This is a genomic window from Nesterenkonia sandarakina, from assembly GCF_003003175.1.
GTDB lineage: Bacteria > Actinomycetota > Actinomycetes > Actinomycetales > Micrococcaceae > Nesterenkonia > Nesterenkonia sandarakina_A.
Genome location: NZ_PVTY01000005.1, coordinates 1 through 23530 on the forward strand (window position 1 = coordinate 1; position 23530 = coordinate 23530).

Consider the following 23530-nt stretch of genomic DNA (forward strand, 5'->3'; position numbering starts at 1 on the left):
CAGTCACCGCCGCCGTCGCGCTGACCGCGTGGTCACACCTGGGCCGCATTCGATCCGAGTCCGCGTTCGCCAGCCTCGCTGGAACCAGCCCCATCCCCGCGTCATCGGGCAACACCGTCCGGCACCGGATCAACCGGGGTGGCGACCGGCGCCTCAACCGAGCACTCCACATGGCCGTCGTCACCCGCATGCGAATGGACCCGCGAACCCGCGCCTACGTCGAGCGCCGTACCGCCGAAGGGCGCACCCTCCGGGAGATCCGTCGCTGCCTCAAGCGCTACCTCGCCCGCGACATCTACCGCCGCCTCAACACCGCCGCTCAGAATGAGCTCACCGGGGCTTGACAGACATAGGAGATTCAATGGCCGGTTGGAGCACCTCCGCGGATCGGCTTTGGGATTCCGGAACCTGACCAACTACATCGCCCGGTCACTGCTGGAATCCGGTGGATTCAGACCCCGTCTACACCCTGGATTGTGAAGAGCCGTACTTCTCTGCCGTAGATTCCGCGCTTTCCCTCCAGCTCCAGGACGAGTACGGCGCGGACATGATGCAGGTCGGCGTGGGTGGCTATTCCTTTGGACATTCCTGCCCCGGCGCTGATTTCGAGGGCAGCTGGATGGCCGAACTCGAGGACATGGACACGGACGAGACCCAGGGAGAGGGGTCAGAAGGATGACCAACTCCTACAGCTCCCCTCTCGAATCAGCGCTCACGGCCAATTCGGCGGATCTGCTGCACTACTTCCAACGACGCACCGACTCCGCGACGGCCGCAGATCTCCTGGAGGAGACGATGCTCACCGCCTGGCAGCGGGAGAAGGATCATCCCGCCGAGGCCGAGGATGGACGCCGGTGGCTCTTCGGCATCGCCAACAACGTGCTGAAGAATGCAGATCGGAGCCAGCGCCGGCGGTATCGACTGGCCAGCAGACTCAAGGTCATGCTCGGCGCCTCCGCTCACGCCCAGTCCGCTGATGACGGTGTGGAGGTCCGCGACGCAGTCCAACGGCTCGATCCTGAGCTGCGTGAACTGATCCGGCTCGTGCACTGGGACGGCTTCAGCATCACCGATGCTGGCCAGATCCTCGGGATCCCGGCCTCGACGGCCTGTGGCAGATACCAGCGAGCGAAGGAACAGCTGCGCCAGGCTCTGGAGGACCAGGATTCCCCCACTCAACAACGCTGCTCCGCGACGCTTCCTGAGGTGGATCCTCGATTTCTGCCCGTGGACGGAGACCTCCGTTGAGGCGATATGAGCCCCAGCGGGCCCAGGACGGTGGCGGCGTGATCAGGAAGCGGTCACACCCGGGATCCGGCCCTTGGCGGGCAGCTCCGCGCCACGGGCGAACCCGGCCCAGAGCGACCGAACGGACCTCCCGGCCTGATTCAGCTCCTCCCAGGACGCCCCCTTCAGCAGCTCCAGCCCCGCCGTGTTCGATCGGGTGCCGAAGAGCAGCGCTACGTCGATCCCGTGGGCTGAGCGGAAGAAGTTTCCCGGGGCGGCCCAGTCGACGATGAAATAGTGTCCCCGGCCGCCGGCTCGGCGGTGCCGCCGGAGGAAGGTGCGGATGCCGGTGACGTAGATGAGCCGGGTCCCCAGCCGGCTCAGCACCGTCATCGCCGGCGGTCCGATCACGGGCAGCTCGCGGAGTCGCTTCACCGGGTGCGCCACCGGAATGAACAGCCGCGCCTCCTCTGCGGTGTGGGTGATCATGATATTGATCCGCGGCGCGACGGCCGTCCAGGCCTCGTCGACCTGAGATTCCTCTGGCAGGGGCGAGGCCCCGTACTGGGTCCCGAAGGGCATGAGCCCCGGCATCCCGAACGGAGCAGCGGCAGCGCGGGCAGCCTCCTGGAGACGCAGCACCTGCTTGACCGAGGCATCTGCGGGAAGCTCTGGGCCCGCGGCGGCCATGGCTGCCGTCATCTTCGCTCGACCCCGGGAGATGCCCAAGGGTGGACTCTGCATGATGGCCCGGCGGAACAGCCGCGGAGCATCCGAGGTGGCCATCAGATGGGCGATGGCGTCACCTCCGGCGGACTGCCCAAAGAGGGTGACCGTGTCCGGATCGCCACCGAAGGCCGCGATGTTGCGCTGCACCCATTCCAGGGCGCAGAGCTGATCCATCAGGCCGAGGTTGGCAGAGCGTCCTCGACCACCGAGAAACCCGAAGGCGCCGAGGCGGTAGGTGACCGAGACCACGACGACGCGCTGTTCCTCCACCAGGGCGGTGGGATCGTAGATCGGTGCGTCCCCGGCACCGGAGATGTAGGACCCGCCGTGGATCCACACCATCACCGGCAGGAGCTCTCCCTCCCGCCCGCTCTCCGGCATGGTGACGGTGAGATTCTGACAGTCCTCGCTCTGCGGAAGCCCTCCGGTGTGACTCCCGACCACCGCCTCCAGCTCTCGGATGCGCCACTGCGGGCATGCAGGTGCCGGTTCAAAGGCGCGGTACGGCTCAGAGAAGTCATCCACGGGGCGCGGCGGGTGGAATCGCGGCGCCCGCGCGTAGGGGATGCCGGAGGCCCTGACCACGGACCCGAGCGCGCGGCCGATGATGGGTCCGCACGGAGGGGTGAATCGGTGCTCAGCGCTCATGCTCTGCCCATCTGCTCGAGGATGTGTCTTCTCGGTGAACCGCAATTGGCCGACCCGTGGGGCGGTCCGGATCTCGACCGCCCGCGAGGTCGACGCGGAGCTTTAGCCAGTCGAGGGCTGTGAGCTCCACGCCTCGGAGTAGAACTCCGGGGAACGGGATCTCAGCAGCTCGGAGTAGGCCTCCGGGGACAGCGACTGCGCCGAGTCAACGGGCACCGCCGGAGAGAACCCGGACACGCCAAGCCCTGCCTCACGATCCGCCAGCGTCAGCCCGGCGGCCTCCACCAGCGTCGGGTACATGCTCAGCTGGTCCATGTCGGCGCGCAGCGTGCGGTCCTGGTCCTCGCCCGGGACCCAGATCCGGTTGAAGATGGTGCGGTTCGGGTGCTCTTCGAGCTGCTCCTGGAAGGCGTCACCGGCATTGACCGGCTTGAGATGGTCGCCCATGATCACGACGGCGGTGTCCTCGAGGTATCCCTGGTCCTCCAGGTGTTCCACGAACCCTGCCACCTGGACCATCGAGCAGGCGAACACCGATGTCGCCTCCTCCTGGGTGTCCACGTCGCAGTAGTCGAAGACGTGGACCGGTTCATGAGTATCCAGGGTCAGCAGGGAGAGGTTGAACGGCTCGCCGGTCCGCTGAGACTCGGCGTGCAGCTTGTCGACCTCATCCTTGGCCTGGGACATCAGCCTCTGGTCGCTCAACCCCCAGTCGCTGCGGAAGCTGCTTTCGGGTTCTCCGGCGGCGCGCCAGTCGTCGAGGCCCTTCACAGAGGAGTAGCCGTGGCTGCCCAGGAAGATGTCTTTCTCCGCGAAGGTGGAGCTGGCTCCACCGAGGAACACGTTCGTGTAGCCGTGGTCCTCCAGGAGATCACCCAGGCACGTCGTCCCGTCCAGGTAGGTGTCGTCCCCCTCCCGGAGTTCCTCGAGGACGCCGCTGCTGGCCGCCGAGGTGACCCCGGCGAGCGGTATCCCGCACTGGGTCGCGGTGAGTCCCGACATGGTCCAGCCCCCGCCCTCATACTGCTGGAGGTTCTCCACGCTCTCCCACCCCTGGGCAGGTTCGGTGACCGCTTTGAGCGGGGCGAACGCGTCCTTCTCGAATCGTGTCTCATCCTCGAAGGCGGCCTCGCCGGACTCCAGGTAGATCAGGACCAGGTTGCGCTTCTGCTCCTCGTCGGTGATGCGCGGCTGCACGTAGTAGTCCGCGAGGTCGTACTCGGAGTTGCCGGCGTCGATATAGTCGGCGAGGCCCACCGCCGTGGCGAAGGAGGCGGTGCCGAGCACCACCACCGAGGCGGCCAGCGCGGACGAGACGGCCCGCATCAGCCACGGTGAGCGCCAGCCCTGGTCCCGAGGCTGGTTCGGGCGTGGTCTGCGCCTGCGCAGCCGCATGAACAAGGTGACTCCGGCGGTCATCAACAGCGGCAGCACGCCGATGCCTAGGATGCAGATCCAGACGAGCGCACCGCCGCCGCCGTCGGTCTCCACCGAGACCAGGTTCAGCAGCATCTGCCCCACCGTGATCTCGCCCCAGAAGAAGCGGATCAGGCCTGCGGCGATGAGCAGCGCCAGCCCCACCCAGACCAGGAGAAAGACCAGGAGGCCGCCGATGGCGGCTCCCGAACGGCGGGCCAGCCGAGGGATCCGGACACCGGGGGCGCCGGTGCGCAGGCCGACTGGCACCATGTTTCCTCCCCGATGTTGAGCCCGAACACAGGCGATCAAAAACTTAGCCCCTTACATTACTCCCTGCTCCCCGCCAGCTCATGGAGGCCGCTCACAGCAAAGGGGCGGGACCGGGCAGCTCGCCCGGTCCCGCCCCTTTGCTCGCCTCCGCACCTGGATACCTAGATACCTGCGCTCAGCCTGCCGCGTCCGACGACGGCGTCACACCCACTCGGGCTTGTTCTCCTTCGCCACGCGGGTCAGGACATCGTAGGTCGCGACGATCTCATCGTGCTGGTTGTGCAGCACGGTGTCCCAGCGGACCTCGCCGTAGTCATCGGTCTCGCGCGGGATGATCTGCTTCGCGGTCAGGGTCACTCGGATCGAGTCGTCGTAGGTCACCGGGGTCTGGAAGGAGAGGTTCTCCAGACCGGTGTTCGCCAGCACGGGCCCCGGAGCAGGCTCCACGAAGAGACCGGCCGCCCAGGCCACGAGCAGGTACCCGTGGGCGACCCGCCGCGGGAAGAACGGGTTCGCCGTCGCCGCCTCCTCGTTGGTGTGGGCGTAGAAGGTGTCACCGGTGGACTCCGCGAAGGAGGTGATGTCCTCCAGCGCCACGGTGCGAAGCCCTGAGGCGAACTGGTCGCCGATGCGCAGCTCCGCCAGGGATTTGCGGAACGGGTGCACGGCGGTGCCGTCGGCCACGGTTTCCGGGGTTGCCGTGACGGCCTTGGCGCCGCGGTGCCAGACGCCGGTGACCCCGGTGAGCAGGTCCGGGGAGCCCTGGACGGCGGTGCGCTGCATGTAGTGCTTCACCGCGCGGATGCCGCCGAGCTCCTCGCCGCCGCCGGCCCGTCCCGGGCCGCCGTGGACCAGGTGGGGCAGCGGAGAGCCGTGCCCGGTGGAGGTCTTGGCGTCGTCGCGGTCCAGGAAGAGCACCCGGCCGTGATGCGAGGCGATGCCGCGGGCGAACTCGGCGGCGATCTCAGGATCATGGGTGCAGACGGTGGCGACCAGGGAGCCGCCGCCGAGAGCGGCGAGGTCCACGGCGTCGTCGATGTCCGCGTAGCCGAGCACCGAGGTGACCGGCCCGAAGGCCTCCACCGAGTGCACCGCGGGGGTGCGGGCTTCGGCGAAGGAGAGCACGGTGGCCGGGAAGAACGCACCCAGCCCGGCATCTGCGGCACCGGTGCCGGACTCGGGTCCGCCCACCCGGACGGCCCCGCCGGCGCTGACCAGGGTGTCCACCGCGCGGGCGACCTCGTCGCGCTGATCCGTCGAGGCCAGCGGGCCCATGGTGGTCGCAGCATCACGCGGATCACCGAGCACCACACGGGCGTCCAGCCGGGTGCGCAGCGCCTCCACCACCGGGTCCACCTGGGCCGAGGGCACGATGACGCGGCGGATCGCGGTGCACTTCTGTCCGGTCTTCGCGGTCATCTCCAGGGTCACCGACTTGATGAATGCATCGAACTCCACGGTGTCCGGGCCGGCGTCGGGGCCGAGGATCGCGGCGTTGAGCGAGTCGGTCTCCGCGGTGAAGCGCACGCCCTGGTTCGCGACGTTGTCATGGGAGCGCAGCAGCTGCGCGGTGTTGGCCGAGCCGGTGAAGGCGACGTGGTCGCGGTGGTCCAGGTGGTCCAGCAGGTCCCGGGCGGAGCCGGAGATCAGCTGCAGCGCACCGGCGGGGATCAGTCCGGAGTCGATCATCAGCCGCACGCAGGCCTGGGTGACGTAGGCGGTCTGCGAGGCGGGCTTCACGATGGTCGGCACGCCGGCGATGAAGCTGGGCGCGAACTTCTCCAGCATTCCCCAGACCGGGAAGTTGAAGGCGTTGATCTGGACCGCGACTCCGGTGAGCCGGGTGTAGATGTGCTCGCCGAGGAAGGACCCGTCGCGGGAGAGCTGCTCCACCGCTCCGTCGACGATGACGTTGGCGTTGGGCAGCTCCTTGCGTCCCTTGGAGGAGAAGGTCCGGATGGTGCCGATGCCGCCGTCGACGTCGATCAGGTGGTCGCGGCGGGTGGAACCGGTGCGGTCGGAGAGCTCGTAGAGCTCCTCACGGTGCTCATGGAGATAGGCGGCCAGGTGCTTGAGCCGCAGCGCGCGCTGGTGGATGGTCAGCTGCCCCAGGCTCTGCTGGCCCACAGAGCGGGCGTGCGCGACGGCGGCACCGGTGTCCAGCCCCTCGGTGGAGACCAGGCAGACCGGCTCGGAGGTGGAGGCGTCAAGGATCTCGCTGACCTTGCCCGGGGACTCCGGGGTCCACCAGGAGTCCTGGATGTAGCTGGGCAGGAGACGGGGAGCCGCAGATGTGTCAGTGGCAGCCATGGGGTCCTCTCAACGACAGGTAGAACTGACCGAACGGTCGGTAATTAACCCCATCCTAGCCCGGGAGGCGAGAATGTGACACCCGGCACAGCGATCGGCGGGCAGCCTCGCGCCGAAAGCGTCACCGCGTCACGTTCACGACCGTCCGACCGCGGACCTGGCCGGCCAGGATCTGTTCGGCCTGGTCGAACACCCCGTCCAGAGGAATCTCCTGGGTCATCTCATCGAGCAGCTCCAGGGGCAGGTCGCTGGCCAGCCGGGCCCAGGCCTGCGCACGCAGCTCAGGCGTCGCGGTGACCGAGTTGATCCCGGCGAGGGTGACCCCGCGCAGGATGAAGGGCATCACCGTGGTGGGCAGGTCGTGGCCCTGGGCGAGCCCGCAGCTGGCGACGGTGCCGCCGTCGTCGGTCTGGGACAGGATGTTCGCCAGGGTCGCCGAGCCGGCGGAGTCGATCCCGCCCGCCCAGCGCCGCTTCTGCAGCGCCGGACCGACCTCGGCGAAGTCCTTCCGGTCCAGCAGCTCAGCGGCACCGAGATGGCGCAGGTACTCGCCCTGCTCCTGAACCCGGCCGGTCACCGCGGTGACCTGGTATCCGAGCTGGTTCAGCACCGCGATCGCCACCGAGCCGACGCCGCCGGCCGCCCCGCTGACGACGACGTCGCCAGCCTCGGGCCGCACTCCGCCATGTTCCAGCGCGAGCACCGCGAGCATCGCGGTGAACCCGGCGGTGCCGATCGCGGCGGCCCGCCGAGGACTGAGCTCCTCAGGGAGCTTGACCAGGTATTTCGCGGAGACCCGGGCGCGCTCGGCCAGCCCGCCGTGGGCAGCCTCGCCGATTCCGCCGCCGGTGAGCACCACGACATCACCTGGGGCGAAGCTCGGATCAGCCGAGGCGGTGACCTCGCCCACCAGGTCGATGCCGGGGATCAGCGGCGAGGTGCGCGCCACCCCGGGCTTCCCGGCCAGGGCGAGCCCATCCTTGTAGTTGATCCCCGAGTAGTGCACGGCGATGTCCACCGGGGCGTCTCCCCCGGCGCCGTCGAGGAAGTCCTGGGTCAGGTCCTTCAGCGTCGCCTCATGGTCCTGGACGCGTCCGCGCTCGAGGGTCTGTTCGATCAGGGCTGCTCGGAAAGTCATGAAGGTCTCCTTGGCATCGGGTGCTCGTATTGGGTGTGGTCGTCGAAGATCAGGGCGGTCTGGGAGGACTGCACGCAGGACAACGATTGGATCCGCTCGAAGACCACGCGGCGCAGCTCCTCCACGGTACGGGTGCGCACCAGCAGCACCGCGTCGTACTGTCCGCCGACCAGCGCGAGGTGTCGCACCGCGGGCTCATCGGCGAGCGCCCCGCGCAGCACCTCCCAGTCATCCTGCTTCAACGTCAGGAAGACGTAGGCGGCGGTGGACATGCCGGCGGCCCGCGGGTCGATCACCGCGGTGTAGCCCTGCAGCACTCCGGCGGCGCGCAGCCGGGAGATCCGCTCGTAGGCGTTGGCACGGGACAGGTGCAGCCCGGAGGCCAGTGCGCTCACCGACTGACGGGCGTCCTGGCTCAGCGCGTGCAGTATCCGGTGGTCCACTGAGTCCAGCGAGATCTCACCTCGCGCCGCCTCGTCTCGCTCATCGCCCATAGTTCTGGACGATACCAGCCGTGGCGCACCTCACACGAGCAGTTCGTCCAGCCCGCGGCGACCCCCGGCGGACCCCGTCTTGGATGTGCCGGCGCAGTGGTCGATAGGTGGTGAGCTGAGCCACACTCATAACACGAGTGTGATGCACGACACCTGCAGCAGAGACTTTCAAGGAGGACTCGCGATGACCAGCGAGACGCGGGACGGGACCCCGATTCAGGGTTCCCACATCAAGGAGACGAGCAGCAGCTTCGGGATCACCCCCGAGCAGTACATGCTCCCGGCAGCCCAGCAGATCCGGATGCTCGACCCCGAGGGCAAGCTGATCCCCGAAGCTGCCCAGGGCACCAGCCCGGGGCACGAGTACCCGATCCCCGAAGACGACGCGCTGCTGGCCGCCTACGAGGCGCTGGTGGTAGGCCGTCGGGTCAACGACCAGAACTATGCGCTGGTCCGCCAGGGCCGGCTCGCCGTCTACCCCTCCTCCCACGGTCAGGAGGCCTGCCAGGTCGGTGCCGCCCTTGCACTGGGCACCGGAGACTGGATGTTCCCGACCTACCGCGACACCGTCGCCACGATCACCCGCGGAGTGGACCCGCTGGAGGTCATGGTCTCCTTCCGCGGGGACTGGCACTGCGGCTACGACCCGCTGCAGTACAAGATCGCCGCACTCTCCACCCCGCTGACCACCCAGCTGCTCCACGCGGTGGGCGTCGCCCACGCGGCGAAGCTGCGCGGCGAGGACACCGTGGTGCTGGCGATGTGCGGCGACGGAGCGACCAGTGAGGGCGACTTCCACGAGGCGCTGAACTTCGCCGCGGTCTTCGAGGTCCCGGTGGTCTTCTTCGTGCAGAACAACGGATACGCCATCTCGGTGCCGCTCTCGGCGCAGACCGCCGCGCCGTCGCTGGCGCACAAGGCCATCGGCTACGGCATGGCTGGCGAGCAGGTGGACGGCAACGACATGGTGGCCGTCCTGGCCACGCTGCGCCGCGCCGTCGACCTGGCCCGGAAGAACTCCATGCCGCTGCTGCTCGAGGCCATCACCTACCGGATGCAGGCGCACACCAACGCCGACGACGACTCCCGCTACCGCGAGTCCGCCGAGGTCGAGCAGTGGAAGCAGCGCGACCCGCTGCTGCGCATGCGCACCTTCCTCACCGAGCGCGGGGTCCTGGACGCCGAGGCCGAGACCCGGATCAGCGGCAAGGCCGAGGACGTCGCGGCCGCGCTGCGTCTGGCGATGACCACCGAGCCCGAGATGAACCCGCTGGAGATCTTCGACCACGTCTATGCCGCCCCCACCGCCCAGCTGCGCGAACAGCGCGCCAAGCTGGCCGATGAGCTCGAGCGAAGCCAGGAGGGCTGACCCATGGCCAACACCACCACTGCCACGACCACGGCACCTGCCGTCACCACCAAGCCCACCACCTTCGCGGCGGCGCTGAACACCGCGATGTCCGACGCCATGGAGGGTGACCGCTCGGTCTGCGTCTTCGGCGAGGATGTCGGCACCCTGGGCGGCGTCTTCCGGATCACCGACGGGCTGACCCAGCGCTTCGGCGCCGACCGCTGCTTCGACACCCCGCTGGCCGAGTCCGGCATCGCCGGCATGGCCACCGGCATGGCGATCAACGGCATGCGCCCGGTGATCGAGATGCAGTTCGATGCCTTCGCCTACCCGGCGCTGGAACAGATCTTCAGCCACATCGCCAAGACCGCCAACCGTTCCCGCGGACGGGTCCGCCTGCCGCTGGTCATCCGGATCCCCTACGGCGGCGGAGTCGGCGGCGTGGAGCACCACTGCGACTCCTCCGAGGCCTACTACGCGCACACCCCGGGCCTGAAGATCTACACCCCGGCCACGGTCAGCGACGCCTATCTGATGCTGCGCGAGGCCATCGACTCCCCGGACCCGGTGATCTTCTTCGAGCCGAAGAAGCTCTACTGGACCAAGGAGGCTGTGGACCTGAGTGCGCTGCGCACCCAGTACGAGGACGCGGCGCAGGACGAGTCCGCACCCTCGGCCGGCGTCGGGGCTGAAGGCCGCGCCGTCGTCGTCCGAGAGGGCACCGACGTCTCGCTGATCAGCTACGGCCCCAGCGTCTCGACCGCGCTGAAGGCCGCCGAGGCCGCCGCGGAGGACGGGATCTCCGCAGAGGTCCTGGACCTGCGCAGCATCGTGCCCTTCGACGACGCCGCTCTGGAGGCCACCGTGACCAAGACCGGCCGCGCCGTGGTGATCGCCGAGGCGCAGGGCTTCGTCTCGGTGGCCGCGGAGATCGTGGCGCGGATCCAGGAGCGCAGCTTCCACTCGCTGTCCTCCCCGGTCAAGCGGGTCACCGGCTTCGACATTCCCTATCCGTCGCCGAAGCTCGAGGAGCACCACCTGCCCAGCGTGGACCGCATCCTGGACGCGCTCGACGAGCTGCAGTGGGAGGACTGAGATGACCACCTTCAACCTGCCCGACCTGGGTGAGGGCCTCACCGAGGCCACCCTGCTGAGCTGGCTCGTGGCCGAGGGCGACGTGATCGTGGTGGATCAGCCGATCGCCGAGGTCGAGACCGCCAAGTCAGCCATCGAGGTGCCCACCCCCTACGCCGGGGTGGTCACCAAGCTCCACGGCGCCGTGGGCGAGACCCTTATCGTGGACGAGCCGCTGATCACCGTGGGCGCCGAGGGCGACGCCGGATCCCCCGACTCGGGAGCCTCCGACGCCGGCAGCTCCACTGGTGCCAACGGCGTCTCCGCCGCGGGTGCGCTGAGCTACCGCGAGGAGGAGCGCGCCGGCACGGTGCCCGCCACCGGATCGGTCACCGACCCCGACGCCGGGGCTGACTCGGCTGAGGAGGAGGGCTCGGGCAACGTCCTGATCGGCTACGGCACCTCCACCTCCAAGAGCGGCGGACGACGACGACGCCGCAACGGCGCCTCCCGCGCGGTCGCTACCGGCGCCACCGGCGGTGCAGCCGCCGGTGCAGCTGCCGGCGCAGGTGCATCCTCGGCTCCGGCCGGGATCTCCTCCGCGGATTCCCCCGCCGCCGGCTCAGCCCGGATGGCCCCTCGGGTGTCCTCCCCGCTGGTGCGCCGGCTGGCTCGCGAGCACGCGCTCACCCTGACAGAGCTCACCGGCTCCGGTCAGGACGGGATGATCCTGCGCGCTGATGTGCTCGCCGCGATCGACTCCTCCACCCGACCGGCTGTCGCTCCGGGCGCCACCACCTCGGCGGCAGGCGCTGCACAGAGCTCCGCGCAGTCCTCCGTGCAGACCTCCGCGGGCTCGACCGCGACCGGTGCGAAGGCACCCGCCCCGGGCGGCCTCGAGGTCCGCGAGCGCGTCCCGATGTCCGGGATGCGCAAGGCGGTGGCCACCACGCTGACCCGGTCGCGCCGGGAGATCCCGGAGGCCACGGTCTGGCAGGACGTCGACATGACCGAGGTCCTGGCGCTGCGCGCCCGGCTCAAGGTCCAGGCCGAGAAGGACGGGACCTCCGCACCGTCGCTGCTGGCGCTGCTCAGCCGGTTCGTGCTGGCCGGACTCTCCCGCTATCCGGATCTTGCCACCCGGCTCGAGGACACGGCGGCCGGCACCCAGGAGATCGTCCACTACGACGGCGTGAACCTCGGCTTCGCGGCCCAGACGCCGGCAGGTCTGGTGGTTCCGGTGATCCGGCACGCCGAGCGGCTCTCCGCACGGGCGCTGCACGGGGAGATCTCTCGACTTCTCGGCGAGGCCCGCGAGGGCAAGATCTCGGGGAAGGAGCTCACCGGCGGCACCTTCACGGTGAACAACTACGGGGTCTTCGGCTCTGACGGGGCCACGCCGATCATCAACCACCCGGAGGTGGGGATCCTCGGCATCGGCCGGATCCTCGACCGTGCCTGGGCGGTGAACGGTGAGCTGGCAGTGCGCAAGATCGCCACGCTGACCATCGCCTTCGACCACCGGGTGTGCGACGGCGGGATCGCCGGCGGGTTCCTGAACTTCGTGGCCACCTGCCTGGAGGATCCGTCCTCTGCGCTGGCGGACCTCTGAGGGCGGGGCTCAGAGCATCAACAGGCTGCACCATTGAGGGATGAGCAGAACCGGCCGGGGCCGACAGTGATCTGTCGGCCCCGGCCTCTTGCCTAGACTGGGCACTTTCCCGTGCGAAGGAGACTTCCATGACCTCAGATCACACCGGTGGAGATCCCACCGACACAGACCCGGCCGACACAGATCCCACCGACACAGACCCGGCGGGCGCAGACCCCCTTGGCACAGGCCCGGCCGCTCCGACGGCCGAGCGCACACCGCCCGCGGTCCGACGCAGCTACGATCAGCCCGCGGCCTATCAGTCGATGCCCGGGGGTCCGCTGGAGGTGGATCGCAGCTTCTACGACGCTGTGGCAGCGGCAGAGCGGACCCTGATCCGGGAGTTCGAGATCCCGGTCCGCTCCGGCCACGCCTGGGAGGTCCGGGCCGGGTCGATCGTGCGGATCAATGCCGTGGAGGGACCCCAGGTCGGTGACCTGAACCTGTGGAACCTGCACAACCCGCGGGAACGGTTCTGGGCCGCGCGCACCCGGCAGCTGCAGCGAGCCTCGATGACCACCTACGACAGGTTCTGGTCCGCGCTCCCCTACCTGCGACCCATGGCCACCGTGATCGGGGACTCCCTCGCAGACCACCCCGACGCCGACGTCATCCACGACCTGCTGGGCACACGCTGCGACCCGTACGTGAATCGGATGCTCAGCGAAGAAGACTTCGACTACCACTGCCATTCCAACCTCACCCGAGCGGTCCAGGGGCACGGGCTCACCGAGTCCGACATCCACGATGTGCTCAACGTCTTCCAGTTCGCCGGGCTGAATGAGAACCGGGAGTACTTCATGGACGCCTGCCCTACCCAGCCCGGGGACTATTTCGAGTTCTTCGCGGAGACGGATCTGCTCTGCGCACTCTCCACCTGCCCCGGCGGGGACCTCTCGGTGCACATGTGGGGACCCCATGCGGCGAGCACCGAGGAACAGCTCGAACACTGCCACCCACTCGGCGTCGAGGTGTTCTCCCTGCCGGAGCGGACGCTTCAGGACTGGCAGCCGCCGCAGATCGCGAAGTATCGCGGCAGGCGGGGTCTTCATGGCCTGATGGCGGCTCCGCACCCCAGCCTCGGGCCACGTCGCCCCTGAGACACGCAGCCCTGAGCCGCACCGCAACCTAGACACACAGCGGGCCCGCACCGGTGATCGTTCACCGATGCGGGCCCGCTTGTCTGAGGAAGGGCTGCCGCTGCGCGACATCCCCGCTCAGGAGTGCTCTACTTGACGTCCTCGTCCACCCAGTCGAAGGTCCGAGTCACGGCCTTCTTCCAGAGGCGCATCTGACGGTCACGCTCCGCCGCATCCATCGACGGCAGCCAGCGCTTGTCCTCGGACCAGTTCGCCGCCAGCTCGTCGGTGTCGCTCCAGAAGCCGACGGCGAGCCCGGCCGCGTAGGCCGCGCCGAGCGCCGTGGTCTCGGTGACCTTGGGACGCACCACGGGAATCCCGAGGATGTCGGCCTGGAACTGCATCAGGGCGTCGTTGGCGACCATGCCGCCGTCGACCCGCAGGTCCTCCATGTCGACTCCCGCGTCTGCGTTGGCCGCGTCGAGCACCTCGCGGGTCTGGAAGGCGGTGGCCTCCAGGGCGGCGCGCGCGATGTGACCCTTGTTCACGAAGCGGGTCAGACCGACGATGGCTCCACGCGCCTCGCCCCGCCAGTAAGGGGCGAAGAGCCCGGAGAACGCCGGCACCACGTAGACCCCGCCGTTGTCCTCCACGGACTTGGCCAGCTGCTCCACCTCGGGAGCGGTCTTGATGAAGCCCAGGTTGTCCCGCAGCCACTGGATCAGCGATCCGGTCACAGCGATGGAGCCTTCCAGGGCGTAGACCGGCTTGGCGTCTCCCAGCTTGTAGCAGACCGTGGTGAGCAGCCCGTTCTCGGAGCGCACGATCTCCTCACCGGTGTTCACGATCAGGAAGTTGCCGGTGCCGTAGGTGTTCTTGGCCCCGCCCTTCTCGAACGCGGCCTGGCCGAAGGTCGCGGCCTGCTGGTCGCCCAGGATTCCGGCCACCGGCGTCTCGCGCAGCAGCTGTGCTCCGTGGACCTTGCCGTAGACCTCGGAGGAGGACTTGATCTCGGGAAGCATCGAGCGGGGCACCCCGAAGGCCTTCAGGATCTCGTCGTCCCAGCTGAGAGTCTCGAGGTCCATGAACATGGTCCGAGAGGCGTTGGTGACATCGGTGATGTGCACGCCGCCCTCGGTGCCTCCGGTGAGGTGCCAGGTGATCCAGGAATCGGTGTTGCCGAAGAGCAGGTCACCGGCCTCCGCCTTGGCGCGGGCGCCCTCGACGTTGTCCAGGATCCATTTCACCTTGGTGCCGGAGAAATAGGTGGCCAGCGGCAGTCCGACCTTGGACTTGAAGCGTTCCACCCCGCCGTCGGCGGCGAGCTCGTCGACGATCGGCTGGGTGCGAGTGTCCTGCCAGACGATCGCGTTGTAGACGGGCTCTCCGGTGTTCTTGTCCCAGACCACAGTGGTCTCGCGCTGGTTGGTGATGCCCACTGCGGCGATGTCGTGCCGGGTGAGGTTCACCTTGGAGAGCGCGTTGCCGATGACCTCACGGGTGTTGTTCCAGATCTCCATGGGGTCGTGCTCGACCCATCCCGCCTTCGGGAAGATCTGCTCGTGCTCCTTCTGACCCGAGGACACGATGTTCCCGCTGTGGTCAAAGATGATCGCGCGACTTGACGTGGTGCCCTGGTCGATCGCAATGACGTATTTCGACATGTTGTTCTCCTCGTTGAGTGTTCTCTGCCTTGATGCTGCTGCCGTGGGCGGCTGCGAGAAGCCGCCGGGACGTGCTGCGGTGATCAGGCGACGGCGGGGAAGCTGACCACCATGGCCAGCAGACCTCCCAGAGCGCCACCGATCAGGGGACCGACCACCGGCACCCATGCGTAGGACCAGTCGCTGCTGCCCTTGCCCTTGATCGGCAGCAGTGCATGCACCAGTCGGGGGCCCAGGTCACGTGCCGGGTTGATGGCGTAGCCGGTGGGTCCACCCAGGGAGGCGCCGATGCCGACGACCAGCAGCGCCACGGCCAGCGGACCGAGGCCCGATGGTGTGCTGCCCTGCGCGATGATCACGAACACCAGGACGAAGGTGCCCACGATCTCGGTCACCAGGTTCCATCCGTTGGAGCGGATGGAAGGTCCGGTGGAGAAGACCCCGAGCTTGGTGGCGGCATCGGGTTCGGCGTCGAAGTGCTGCTTATAGGCCAGGTAGCACAGCACGGCACCGATCATCGCGCCGAGCATCTGCGCTGCGAAGTAGAGCAGCACGTTGAGCAGCGACTTCTCGATGTCCGGGCCCAGCGTCGCGGTCTCGGAATTGACCAGCAGGCCGATGGTGACCGCGGGGTTCAGGTGCGCCCCGGAGAGGGCGGCCACATAGACGCCGGCGAAGACGCCGAGCCCCCAGCCGAAGTTGACCATGAGGAATCCGCCATTGTTGCCCTTCGTGCCTCGCAGCGCGACGTTGGCGACAACGCCACCGCCGAGCAGCAAGAGCAACATGGTGCCGAAGGTCTCGGCGACGAATGCTTCTAGAGACATCTTTGGCTCCTTTCTGTATTCATTTCTGTGGGGGCCCCAGCCGGATGCTGTGACTCCTCCGACCCCAGCGGTGACGGTGGGGAGTTCTGAGGCCGCACGGGGCAGGAGCCCCGTGCGGCGCGAGAGCCTAGGCCACCCGGGCCTTGAGCTCGACGTTGTGCCAGTCGCGCAGCACCCGCTCGGCATGCTCGATCTCGTTCTGGGTCTGCGCACCGTCCCAGTCCAGCAGCGGGGCCAGGATCTCACCGAGTTCGCGCAGCAGCTCCGCAGTGACCAGGCCGCGGAAGGCCAGGGAGGTGCGTCGGATCAGGACGTCGATCAGGTGACCGATCTGTTCGTGCTCGACCATGTAGGCGAGCTCGCGGTGGCTCAGCTCCGAGGTGGAGTCGAGGTCCTGGTCGGAGCCTGCGCGCAGGTGAGCGATGACCTCCTCTGCGCGGGTCCCGTAGCGGGTCAGCAGACCTTCCACCCGCTCCGCGGAGAGGCCGTCGCCGGTGTGCGCCATGACCCAGGCCTTCTGGCCGGAGACCGTCTTGGGGAAGTCCGCGCCGCCGCCGATGGCAAGTCCTGCGGTGCTCACCGTGCGGCGCTTGCCCAGGATCTCGAGCACATCGTTGGTCATGTGCTCGGAGAGCGCCCGGAAGGTGGTCCACTTTCCGCCGACCAGGCTGAGCATGGTCACCGGCTGGTCTGCGGTGTGCACAGCGCGGTGTTCGATCCGGTAGTCCCGGGAGACGAATCCGGGCTGGGTGGCGTCGTGTCGGGGCAGCGGGCGCACCCCGGAGAAGCTGTAGACCACATGTCCCGGCTCCACCTCGATCTTGGGGAACACCTGGCCGATCAGGTCGATGAAGTAGTCGACCTCCTCGGGGGTGCAGACTGCCGGTTCATTGACATCGACGTCGATGTCGGTGGTGCCGACCAGGACGCGGTCCTCGATGGGGTAGATCAGCACGATCCGGCCGTCGGTGTTCTCGAAGAACATCTCACGGCCTGCGCAGGCGGCAAGCAGCTCGGGGTGGTCGAGCACGATGTGGGAGCCCTTGGTGCCGCCCATGAAGGCGCTGGGTTCGCCGAGGGACTCGTTGGTCCCATCGACCCAGGCTCCGGTGGCGTTGACGACGACGTCGGCGGTGAACGGGAACTCTTCTCCGGTGAGCTCGTCGCGCAGCGTCACGGTCTCACCGCTGCGGCCCACCGCGCTGACATAGTTCGTGGCGCGGACCTCTGGGTTGGCGTGGAGCCCGTCGCGCAGCACATCCAGGGTCATCCGCTCCGGGTTGTGCACCGAGGCGTCGAAGTAGGTGGCGGTGTAGCGGACGTCGGGACGCAGATCGGGCAGCTGCGCGAGGGAGGCGCGGCGTCCGGCGAAGCGGTGGCGCGGGACGGCGCCGCCGTCGCGGGAGAACCAGTCGTACATGGTGAGTCCGGCCTTGATCAGGAAGGCTCCGCGCTCCTTCGGCTGACCCTGCTGGCGGTGCGTGATGAACCGCAGCGGCGCGGCGAGGATCCCGGAGAAGGTGCTGAAGATCGGGATGGTGGTCTGCAGCGGCTTCACGTAGTGCGGGGCGGTCTTGAGCAGACCGTTGCGCTCGACCACGGATTCGCGGACCAGTCGGAACTCGCCGTTCTCCAGGTAGCGGATGCCGCCGTGGATCATGTGCGAGGAGGCCCCGGAGGCGCCCTGGCAGTAGTCGCCGCGCTCCACGAGCGCCACGTCCACCCCTTGGAGCGCGAGGTCGCGGAAGGTCCCCACGCCGTTGATGCCGCCGCCGATGATCAACACCGAAGCCCGGGGGTTCTCGCGAAGCTGCCGCACCTCTCGTCGTTCCCCAGCGGTGCGGGTGTTTCCATGGGTCCCAGTTGTGTCGGCCATCACATTCTCCTCAAGGTGTCAGGGGGTGCATCGGCGTCTGCGGTGCGTATGAGACCACTCTTGAAAGAATGCAAAGATTAGTCAATGCTGATGCACAGACGTGCACGAATGAGGGAGTGAGTAACCGGTGAACCTGTCATCTGTGGGCGAAGGAGAGGACTCCGGTGCACGTTATTCCACCGAGGGCGGGCAGCGATCGCGGAGCTCAGATGCGCTGCGCGCCGCACAGATGTACTACCTGCAGGACCTGACCATGAACGCCATCGCGCGCGAGCTTCGCACGTCTCGCTCCACGGTGTCCCGACTGCTCTCGATGGCGCGAGACACGGGTCTGGTCGAGATCCAGGTCAACAACCCTCGACACCGGGCACCGTCGCTGGAGAATGAGATCCGACGCCGGTTCGGCGTGGAGGCCCACGTGGTGCCGGTCTCCGAGATGGTCTCCGATTCAGAGGTCCTGGACCGGGTGGCGATCCAGGCCGCGCGGACCATCGGGCCGCTCGTGGACTCCGACGCCATCGTCGGCGTCGCCTGGGGCTCCACGCTGAGCGCGGTCAGCCAGCACCTGTCCAAGAAGGTCACCCATGACAGCACGATCGTGCAGCTCAACGGCGCCGGCAACACCCAGACCACCGGCATCGCCTATGCCAGTGAGATCCTGCGTCGCTTCGGTCAGGCCTACGGCGCCAGGGTGGAGCAGTTTCCGGTGCCGGCCTTCTTCGACCACGCCGAGACCAAGACCGCGATGTGGGCCGAACGCAGCGTGATCCGGATCCTCGAGCTGCAGCAGCGCATGACGATGGCGATCTTCGGCGTCGGGTCCACCAATTCCGGGATCCCCAGCCATGTGTATTCCGGCGGGTATCTCGACGACGCGGACCTGCGCGCGCTCACGGCGGAACGGGTGGTCGGGGACGTGGCCACGATGTTCTTCCGGGCCGACGGAAGCCATCGTGATCTGCGGATCAATCAGCGCAGCACGGGTCCCGATCTCGATCTGCTGAGACAGGTGCCGCGGCGCATCTGTGTGGTCTCGGGCGAGTCGAAGATCAGCGGGCTGTGCGGGGCCCTGGCTGCCGGTCTGCCCACCGACCTCATCCTCGATGAGGCCTCGGCCCGCTGGCTGGTCCAGAGCGAGGGCCTCTGACCGGGGCCGGCCCGATGCCGGATCGGGCCCACCCCGGGGCTCACCGCTCCGGGTAGTCGTAGAAGCCCTTGCCGGACTTCTTCCCCAGCTCGCCGCGGGCGACCATGTCGCGCATCAGCTGCGGCGGGGCGAAGCGCTCCCCCAGCTGGGACTGAAGGTACTCCGCGATCCCCAGCCGCACATCCAGGCCGACGATGTCGGTCAGCGCCAGCGGACCTATCGGGAACTTGTAGCCGAGCACCATCGCGTTGTCGATGTCGGCCGGGGCGGCCACGCCCTCCTCGACCATCCGGATCGCCTCCAGCCCGATCGCCACGCCCAGCCGGGAGGAGGCGAAGCCGGGCGCATCCTTGACCACGACCGGGGTCTTGCCCAGGGCCTCGACCCAGCGCGGGCTCAGCGCGGCGAGCTCCTCGCCGGTGCGCTCGGCCAGGACGACCTCCACCAGCTTCGAGGCCGGCACCGGGTTGAAGAAGTGCAGTCCGCAGAACCGCTCCGGTCGCTCGAGATGCTCGGCGAGCGAGGTGATCGACAGCGAGGAAGTGTTCGTGGCCAGCCAGGCCTCCGGGCCGAGCTGGGCCTCGGCCCGGCGCAGCGAATCCACCTTGAGCGTCATGTCCTCGGGCACCGCCTCCACAACCAGGCCGCAGCGGCAGAACGCCGTGACATCGGAGGTGACGGTGAGCCGGTCGCTCCAGCTCGCCAGCTCGCCGGTGATCTTTCCGCGGGTCAGCGAGGCTTCGAGGTCCTTGGTGATCCGGGCGGCGGCGGTCTGCGCCGCTTCCTCCGAGACGTCGACGACGACGACCTCTGCGGCCCCGGCGACGAGGAAGGCGTGGGCGATCCCGGCGCCCATCCGGCCGCCGCCGAGCACTCCGACGGTCGCGGGGAAGGGCTGCGTCGTGTGGCTCATCGGTCGTCTCCTGAGGTCGGTTCTGGCGCGGCGGCGGCCTTGGCGTCGCGGCGGTCCAGGAAGGCCTGCATCCGATCGAACTTCGCCTCGGATTCGAACAGGATCGCCTGGGCGAGGTTGTCGATCTGCGGGTGGGCCTCGCGCGGCATGGAGAAGACCTGCTTGCTGATCCGCACGGCGAGCGGGTCCTGCTTGGCGATCCGGTCCGCGAGCGCGTGGGCGGCGTCGAGCAGCTCGTGCGCGGGGTGCACCGCATTGAGCAGTCCGTGCTGCAGGGACTCCTGGGCGTCGAGGATCCGACCGGTCAGCAGGATCTCCTTGGCGATCCCCTCCCCGGCAAGTTCGCGCAGCCGCCAGAGGGCTCCGGCGGCGGGGATGATGCCCAGACCCGTCTCAGGCTGGCCGATCTTGACCTCGGGGGTGCCGAGGCGGAAGTCGGCGGCCCAGGCCAGTTCGGCGCCGCCGCCCAGGGCGTAGCCGTCCAGCGCGGCGATCACCGGCATGGGCAGCTTGGCCAGGCGGTCGAAGGCGGTGGAGTTGACCCCGCGCAGGGCGTCGGCGCGACGTCGTTCCCGGAGCTGCCCGATATCTGCACCGGAGGCGAAGATCCCCTTCCCGCCGGACTCGGTGCCGGAGAGGATCAACACCTTCGGGTGCTGCTCCAGGTACGCACAGACCGCGTGCAGCTCGGTGATCATGGTCGCGTCGATGGCGTTGCGGACCTCGGGGCGGTCCAGCTGGGCGTGCAGCCGATCGACGGACTCGGTGATCCTCAGCGTCGTGAAGTGCCCGGCGTCGAGCATCGTGGGCTCTGATGCGCTCATGGCCTCAGACCTTCTCCAGCAGCAGGGCAGAGCCTTGGCCGACGCCCACGCACATGGTCGCGAGGCCGCGGGCCACGCCTTCGTCCTCCATGCGGCGTGCCAGGGTCAGCACGATCCGGCAGCCGGAGGAGCCCAGCGGGTGGCCCAGGGCGATCGCGCCGCCGTCGGCGTTGACGATGGCCGGGTCCAGGCCGAGCCGGCGCATGCTGGCCAGTGACTGGGTCGCGAAAGCCTCATTGAGCTCCACGGCGCCGAGGTCCTCGATGCTCCAGCCCGCGCGGTCGAGCGCCTTGCCCGTGGCCGGGACCGGGCCCATGCCCATGATCTCCGGGGCGAGGCCGGCGCTGGCTCCGCCGGCGATGCGCGCCCGCGGGGTCAAGCCATACTTCTCCACCGCCGCCTCAGAGGCGACGATCACCGCGGAGGCGCCGTCGTTGAGCGAGGATGCGTTGCCGGCGGTGACCACGGAGCCGCCGGCGACGACGGGGCGCAGCCCGGCGAGGGACTCGACGGTCACCCCGCGACGCGGACCCTCGTCGGTGTCCACCACGGTGATCGCGCCCTTGCGGCCGTGGACCTGGACCGGGGTGATCTCGCGGGCCAGCCGGCCGGCGTCGATGGCGGCGAGCGCGCGGCGCTGGGACTCCGCGGCGAAGGCGTCGGCGTCTTCCCGGGTGACTCCTTCGACCCGGGCGACCTCCTCGGCGGTCTCGGGCATGGAGAAGGTGCGCTTCTCGATGGCCTGGAACTTCGGGTTGGTGAACCGCCAGCCGATCGAGGTGTCGACCACCTCTCCGGGCTTGCCGAAGGCAGTCGTGGGCTTCGCCATCACCCAGGGAGCCCGGGACATGGACTCGACTCCCCCGGCGACGACGATGTCTGCGGCGCCGGCGGCGATCATGTGCTGCGCCTGGGAGATCGCGCTCATCCCGGAGGCGCAGAGCCGGTTCACGGTGATGCCGGGGACGCTGTCCGGGAAGCCGGCGAGCAGCCAGGCCATCCGGGCGACGTTGCGGTTCTCCTCCCCGGCGCCGTTGGCGTTGCCGAGGATGACCTCGTCCACGACGGCCGGGTCGAGGCCGGACTCCTGCACCACCTGGCGCACCACGAGGGCGGCGAGATCGTCGGGACGGACCATCGAGAGCGCGCCGCCGTAGCGGCCGACGGGGGTACGGGTGCCGGAGACAAGATATACAGGGCTGATCGCCACGTCATGCGCCTTTCACAGGAATAACTGACCGATCGTTCACCTGCACTCTTCCACGAGTGCACTGTGGGGTCAATCACAGCATGGTCAGCCAGGTGGTCCACAATGGGGAGCATGAGCGAAATCATTGCAGGCGTCACGATCCCCGACTCCCCGATGGCGCGCGAGGCCACGGAGCTGGTCCGCGACGTGGCCCCGCCGCTGGTCTTCCATCACTCCAGACGGGTCTACCTCTTCGGTGCGCTGCGCGGCGAGGCGCTGGGCGCCAGCGCGGATCCTGAGCTGCTCTATATCGGCGCCATGTTCCATGACCTCGGGCTCACCGAGACCTACCGGCGCACCGATCAGCGCTTCGAGATCGACGGCGCCGACGAGGCCCGTCGCTTTCTGCTGCGCCACGGGATCCCTGCTGCAGACGCCCAGACGGTGTGGAACGGCATCGCGCTGCACACCACCTCGGAGATCCCGCTGCACATGGAGCCGGAGGTCGCGCTGGTGACCCGCGGGGTCGAGCTCGACGTGCTGGGTCTGGGCTACGAGGCGATCACCGATGAGCAGCGCGCCGCCGTCGTCGAGGCCCACCCCCGGCCGGACTTCAAGACTCAGATCCTCACGGCGTTCACCGAGGGACTCAAGGACCGCCCGGAGACCACCTTCGGCAACGTGAAGGCGGACGTGCTCGCGCACTTCCTGCCCGGCTTCGAGCGCGAGGACTTCGTCGAGGTCATCCGCCGCTCACCCTGGCCCGAATAGCCCCCGCGGCTCGGCGCCGCACCCCCGCGGCTCAGCGAGGCAGCGCGAGCGCCGCCAGCTCTCCCCTGTTGCGCGAGCTGGTCTTGCGCAGCAGGTTCGAGACGTGGAACTTGACCGTGTTCTCACTGATGCCCAGCTGATCGGCGATATGGCGATTGCGCGACCCGGCCACCACGAACTGGAGCACCTCCTGCTCGCGCGCTGAGAGCAGGACCGAGTCGACGGTCAGGTCCGGGCCTGCCGGCGGGTCGAGCGGGAGACGAATGTCGATCGCGGATCCCCAGCCGGGGGTGGAGGACACGAAGAAGCTCCCGTCCAGGGCGGTGACCGTCTCGACCAGGGGCCTGAGCGCGTCGTCGTGCGCGTTGAGCTCACCCGATCCGTCGTCGCGCACGTTGATGAGCAGGTTCAGGCCGTCGCAGTCCCACTGCACGCGGACACGCCGGGTCGAGCCCTTGTCCACCGACGCCAGGACCGCGCTGCGGACGATCGCGCGGGCCGCGTGCGCGACCTCCCCGGGAAGAGCCCGTCCCGAGGCAGGCGGCTCGACGAACTGCAGGTCGAGCTCCCCGAAGCGCACCAGCGGACGCAGATCGCTGCGCAGTCGGGCGAAGGCCCCCACCACCGGTTCCAGTGCGCTGCTGCGTCGCTGGTCGGTGAGGGTGCGAAGCCCGACGAGCGCCTCGGCGGCGGTGTCGGTCGCCGTCAGCCGGGCTGCGCGATCATCCAGACGGGTGGAGCGCAGGCTCGCCAGGATCGACTCCAGCGTGACGGCGTGGCGATCCGCCTGTTCGACCATCGCCCGCGCGTGCTCGGCTGCGAGTCGACGCAGATTGGCGGACGGCAGCTGCTGGTCATCGGTCATGCCGCTGAGCCTACCCGGAACACCTCACCTATCCCTTCGAGTAGTCCCCCTGCACGCTCAGGGC

General features: G+C 68.7%; 21 protein-coding genes. 9 read left to right on the forward strand and 12 right to left on the reverse strand.

Features of this window, described 5'->3' with window-relative positions; genetic code table 11:
• The 3 genes from BCL67_RS04980 to BCL67_RS04985 all read left to right on the forward strand — a co-directional run.
• On the forward strand, positions 1-344 hold a 344-nt coding region (locus tag BCL67_RS04980; RefSeq protein ID WP_146131083.1), incomplete at its 5' end, for a transposase.
• Between the two features lie 101 nt (positions 345-445).
• Positions 446-679, forward strand: a complete 234-nt coding sequence (locus tag BCL67_RS15190; protein ID WP_146131085.1) for a hypothetical protein — start codon at positions 446-448, stop codon at positions 677-679.
• Positions 676-1248, forward strand: a complete 573-nt coding sequence (locus tag BCL67_RS04985; RefSeq protein ID WP_106122365.1) for an RNA polymerase sigma factor — start codon at positions 676-678, stop codon at positions 1246-1248. The genes BCL67_RS15190 and BCL67_RS04985 overlap by 4 nt, the downstream gene beginning before the upstream one ends.
• A 42-nt stretch (positions 1249-1290) precedes the next feature.
• On the opposite strand, the gene BCL67_RS04990 is transcribed toward BCL67_RS04985, so the two are convergent.
• The 5 genes from BCL67_RS04990 to BCL67_RS05010 all read right to left on the reverse strand — a co-directional run bounded on the left by BCL67_RS04990 (position 1291) and on the right by BCL67_RS05010 (position 8235).
• Positions 1291-2604 carry a carboxylesterase family protein gene (locus BCL67_RS04990; RefSeq protein ID WP_106122366.1) on the reverse strand — a complete coding sequence of 438 codons (1314 nt, stop codon included), beginning with the start codon at positions 2602-2604 and terminating at the stop codon, positions 1291-1293.
• Positions 2605-2706: 102 nt separating this feature from the next.
• Positions 2707-4293: an LTA synthase family protein gene (locus BCL67_RS04995; protein ID WP_106122367.1), complete on the reverse strand. Its 1587-nt coding sequence runs from the start codon at positions 4291-4293 to the stop codon at positions 2707-2709.
• A gap of 201 nt (positions 4294-4494) precedes the next feature.
• Positions 4495-6603, reverse strand: a complete 2109-nt coding sequence (paaZ, locus tag BCL67_RS05000; protein ID WP_106122368.1) for a phenylacetic acid degradation bifunctional protein PaaZ — start codon at positions 6601-6603, stop codon at positions 4495-4497.
• Positions 6604-6724: 121 nt separating this feature from the next.
• Positions 6725-7741 carry an MDR family oxidoreductase gene (locus BCL67_RS05005; RefSeq protein ID WP_106122369.1) on the reverse strand — a complete coding sequence of 339 codons (1017 nt, stop codon included), beginning with the start codon at positions 7739-7741 and terminating at the stop codon, positions 6725-6727.
• Positions 7738-8235, reverse strand: a complete 498-nt coding sequence (locus BCL67_RS05010) for an Lrp/AsnC family transcriptional regulator (protein WP_106122370.1) — start codon at positions 8233-8235, stop codon at positions 7738-7740. The genes BCL67_RS05005 and BCL67_RS05010 overlap by 4 nt, the downstream gene beginning before the upstream one ends.
• 184 nt (positions 8236-8419) lie before the next feature.
• On the opposite strand from BCL67_RS05010, the gene pdhA reads away from it, so the two are divergent.
• From pdhA to BCL67_RS05030, 4 genes are all read left to right on the forward strand, one after another.
• On the forward strand, positions 8420-9604 hold the full coding sequence (gene pdhA / locus BCL67_RS05015) for a pyruvate dehydrogenase (acetyl-transferring) E1 component subunit alpha (protein WP_106122371.1): 1185 nt from the start codon (positions 8420-8422) through the stop codon (positions 9602-9604).
• 3 nt (positions 9605-9607) lie between these two features.
• Positions 9608-10681, forward strand: coding sequence for an alpha-ketoacid dehydrogenase subunit beta (locus BCL67_RS05020; protein ID WP_106122372.1), 1074 nt, complete (start codon positions 9608-9610; stop codon positions 10679-10681).
• Position 10682: 1 nt separating this feature from the next.
• Positions 10683-12272: a dihydrolipoamide acetyltransferase family protein gene (locus BCL67_RS05025; protein ID WP_106122373.1), complete on the forward strand. Its 1590-nt coding sequence runs from the start codon at positions 10683-10685 to the stop codon at positions 12270-12272.
• A gap of 128 nt (positions 12273-12400) precedes the next feature.
• Positions 12401-13411 carry an urea carboxylase-associated family protein gene (locus BCL67_RS05030; RefSeq protein ID WP_258174771.1) on the forward strand — a complete coding sequence of 337 codons (1011 nt, stop codon included), beginning with the start codon at positions 12401-12403 and terminating at the stop codon, positions 13409-13411.
• A gap of 128 nt (positions 13412-13539) precedes the next feature.
• Here BCL67_RS05030 and glpK read toward each other — a convergent pair whose 3' ends face one another.
• The 3 genes from glpK to BCL67_RS05045 all read right to left on the reverse strand — a co-directional run bounded on the left by glpK (position 13540) and on the right by BCL67_RS05045 (position 17757).
• Entirely contained in the window at positions 13540-15054 is a 1515-nt protein-coding gene (gene glpK / locus BCL67_RS05035; protein ID WP_058888302.1) for a glycerol kinase GlpK, read from the reverse strand.
• A gap of 83 nt (positions 15055-15137) precedes the next feature.
• Positions 15138-15881, reverse strand: coding sequence for an MIP/aquaporin family protein (locus BCL67_RS05040; RefSeq protein WP_058888301.1), 744 nt, complete (start codon positions 15879-15881; stop codon positions 15138-15140).
• A gap of 127 nt (positions 15882-16008) precedes the next feature.
• A complete protein-coding gene (locus BCL67_RS05045) occupies positions 16009-17757 on the reverse strand; it encodes a glycerol-3-phosphate dehydrogenase/oxidase (protein ID WP_106122374.1) in 1749 nt (582 codons plus the stop codon).
• Between the two features lie 229 nt (positions 17758-17986).
• Here BCL67_RS05045 and BCL67_RS05050 point away from each other — a divergent pair, with 229 nt between their 5' ends.
• Entirely contained in the window at positions 17987-18904 is a 918-nt protein-coding gene (locus BCL67_RS05050; RefSeq protein WP_106122533.1) for a sugar-binding transcriptional regulator, read from the forward strand.
• A 40-nt stretch (positions 18905-18944) separates the two neighbouring features.
• Here the strand turns inward: BCL67_RS05050 and BCL67_RS05055 are convergent, their stop codons facing one another.
• The 3 genes from BCL67_RS05055 to BCL67_RS05065 are packed head-to-tail and all read right to left on the reverse strand — an operon-like array spanning position 18945 to position 21845.
• A complete protein-coding gene (locus tag BCL67_RS05055) occupies positions 18945-19817 on the reverse strand; it encodes a 3-hydroxyacyl-CoA dehydrogenase family protein (RefSeq protein WP_106122375.1) in 873 nt (290 codons plus the stop codon).
• Entirely contained in the window at positions 19814-20620 is an 807-nt protein-coding gene (locus BCL67_RS05060) for an enoyl-CoA hydratase/isomerase family protein (protein ID WP_106122376.1), read from the reverse strand. Before BCL67_RS05060 ends, BCL67_RS05055 begins: the two co-directional genes overlap by 4 nt.
• A 25-nt stretch (positions 20621-20645) precedes the next feature.
• Positions 20646-21845, reverse strand: coding sequence for a thiolase family protein (locus tag BCL67_RS05065; protein ID WP_219886421.1), 1200 nt, complete (start codon positions 21843-21845; stop codon positions 20646-20648).
• A 117-nt stretch (positions 21846-21962) separates the two neighbouring features.
• On the opposite strand from BCL67_RS05065, the gene BCL67_RS05070 reads away from it, so the two are divergent.
• A complete protein-coding gene (locus tag BCL67_RS05070; RefSeq protein WP_106122534.1) occupies positions 21963-22601 on the forward strand; it encodes an HD domain-containing protein in 639 nt (212 codons plus the stop codon).
• Positions 22602-22632: 31 nt separating this feature from the next.
• Here BCL67_RS05070 and BCL67_RS05075 read toward each other — a convergent pair whose 3' ends face one another.
• Positions 22633-23466, reverse strand: coding sequence for a helix-turn-helix transcriptional regulator (locus BCL67_RS05075; RefSeq protein WP_106122378.1), 834 nt, complete (start codon positions 23464-23466; stop codon positions 22633-22635).
• Positions 23467-23530 lie beyond the last annotated feature (64 nt).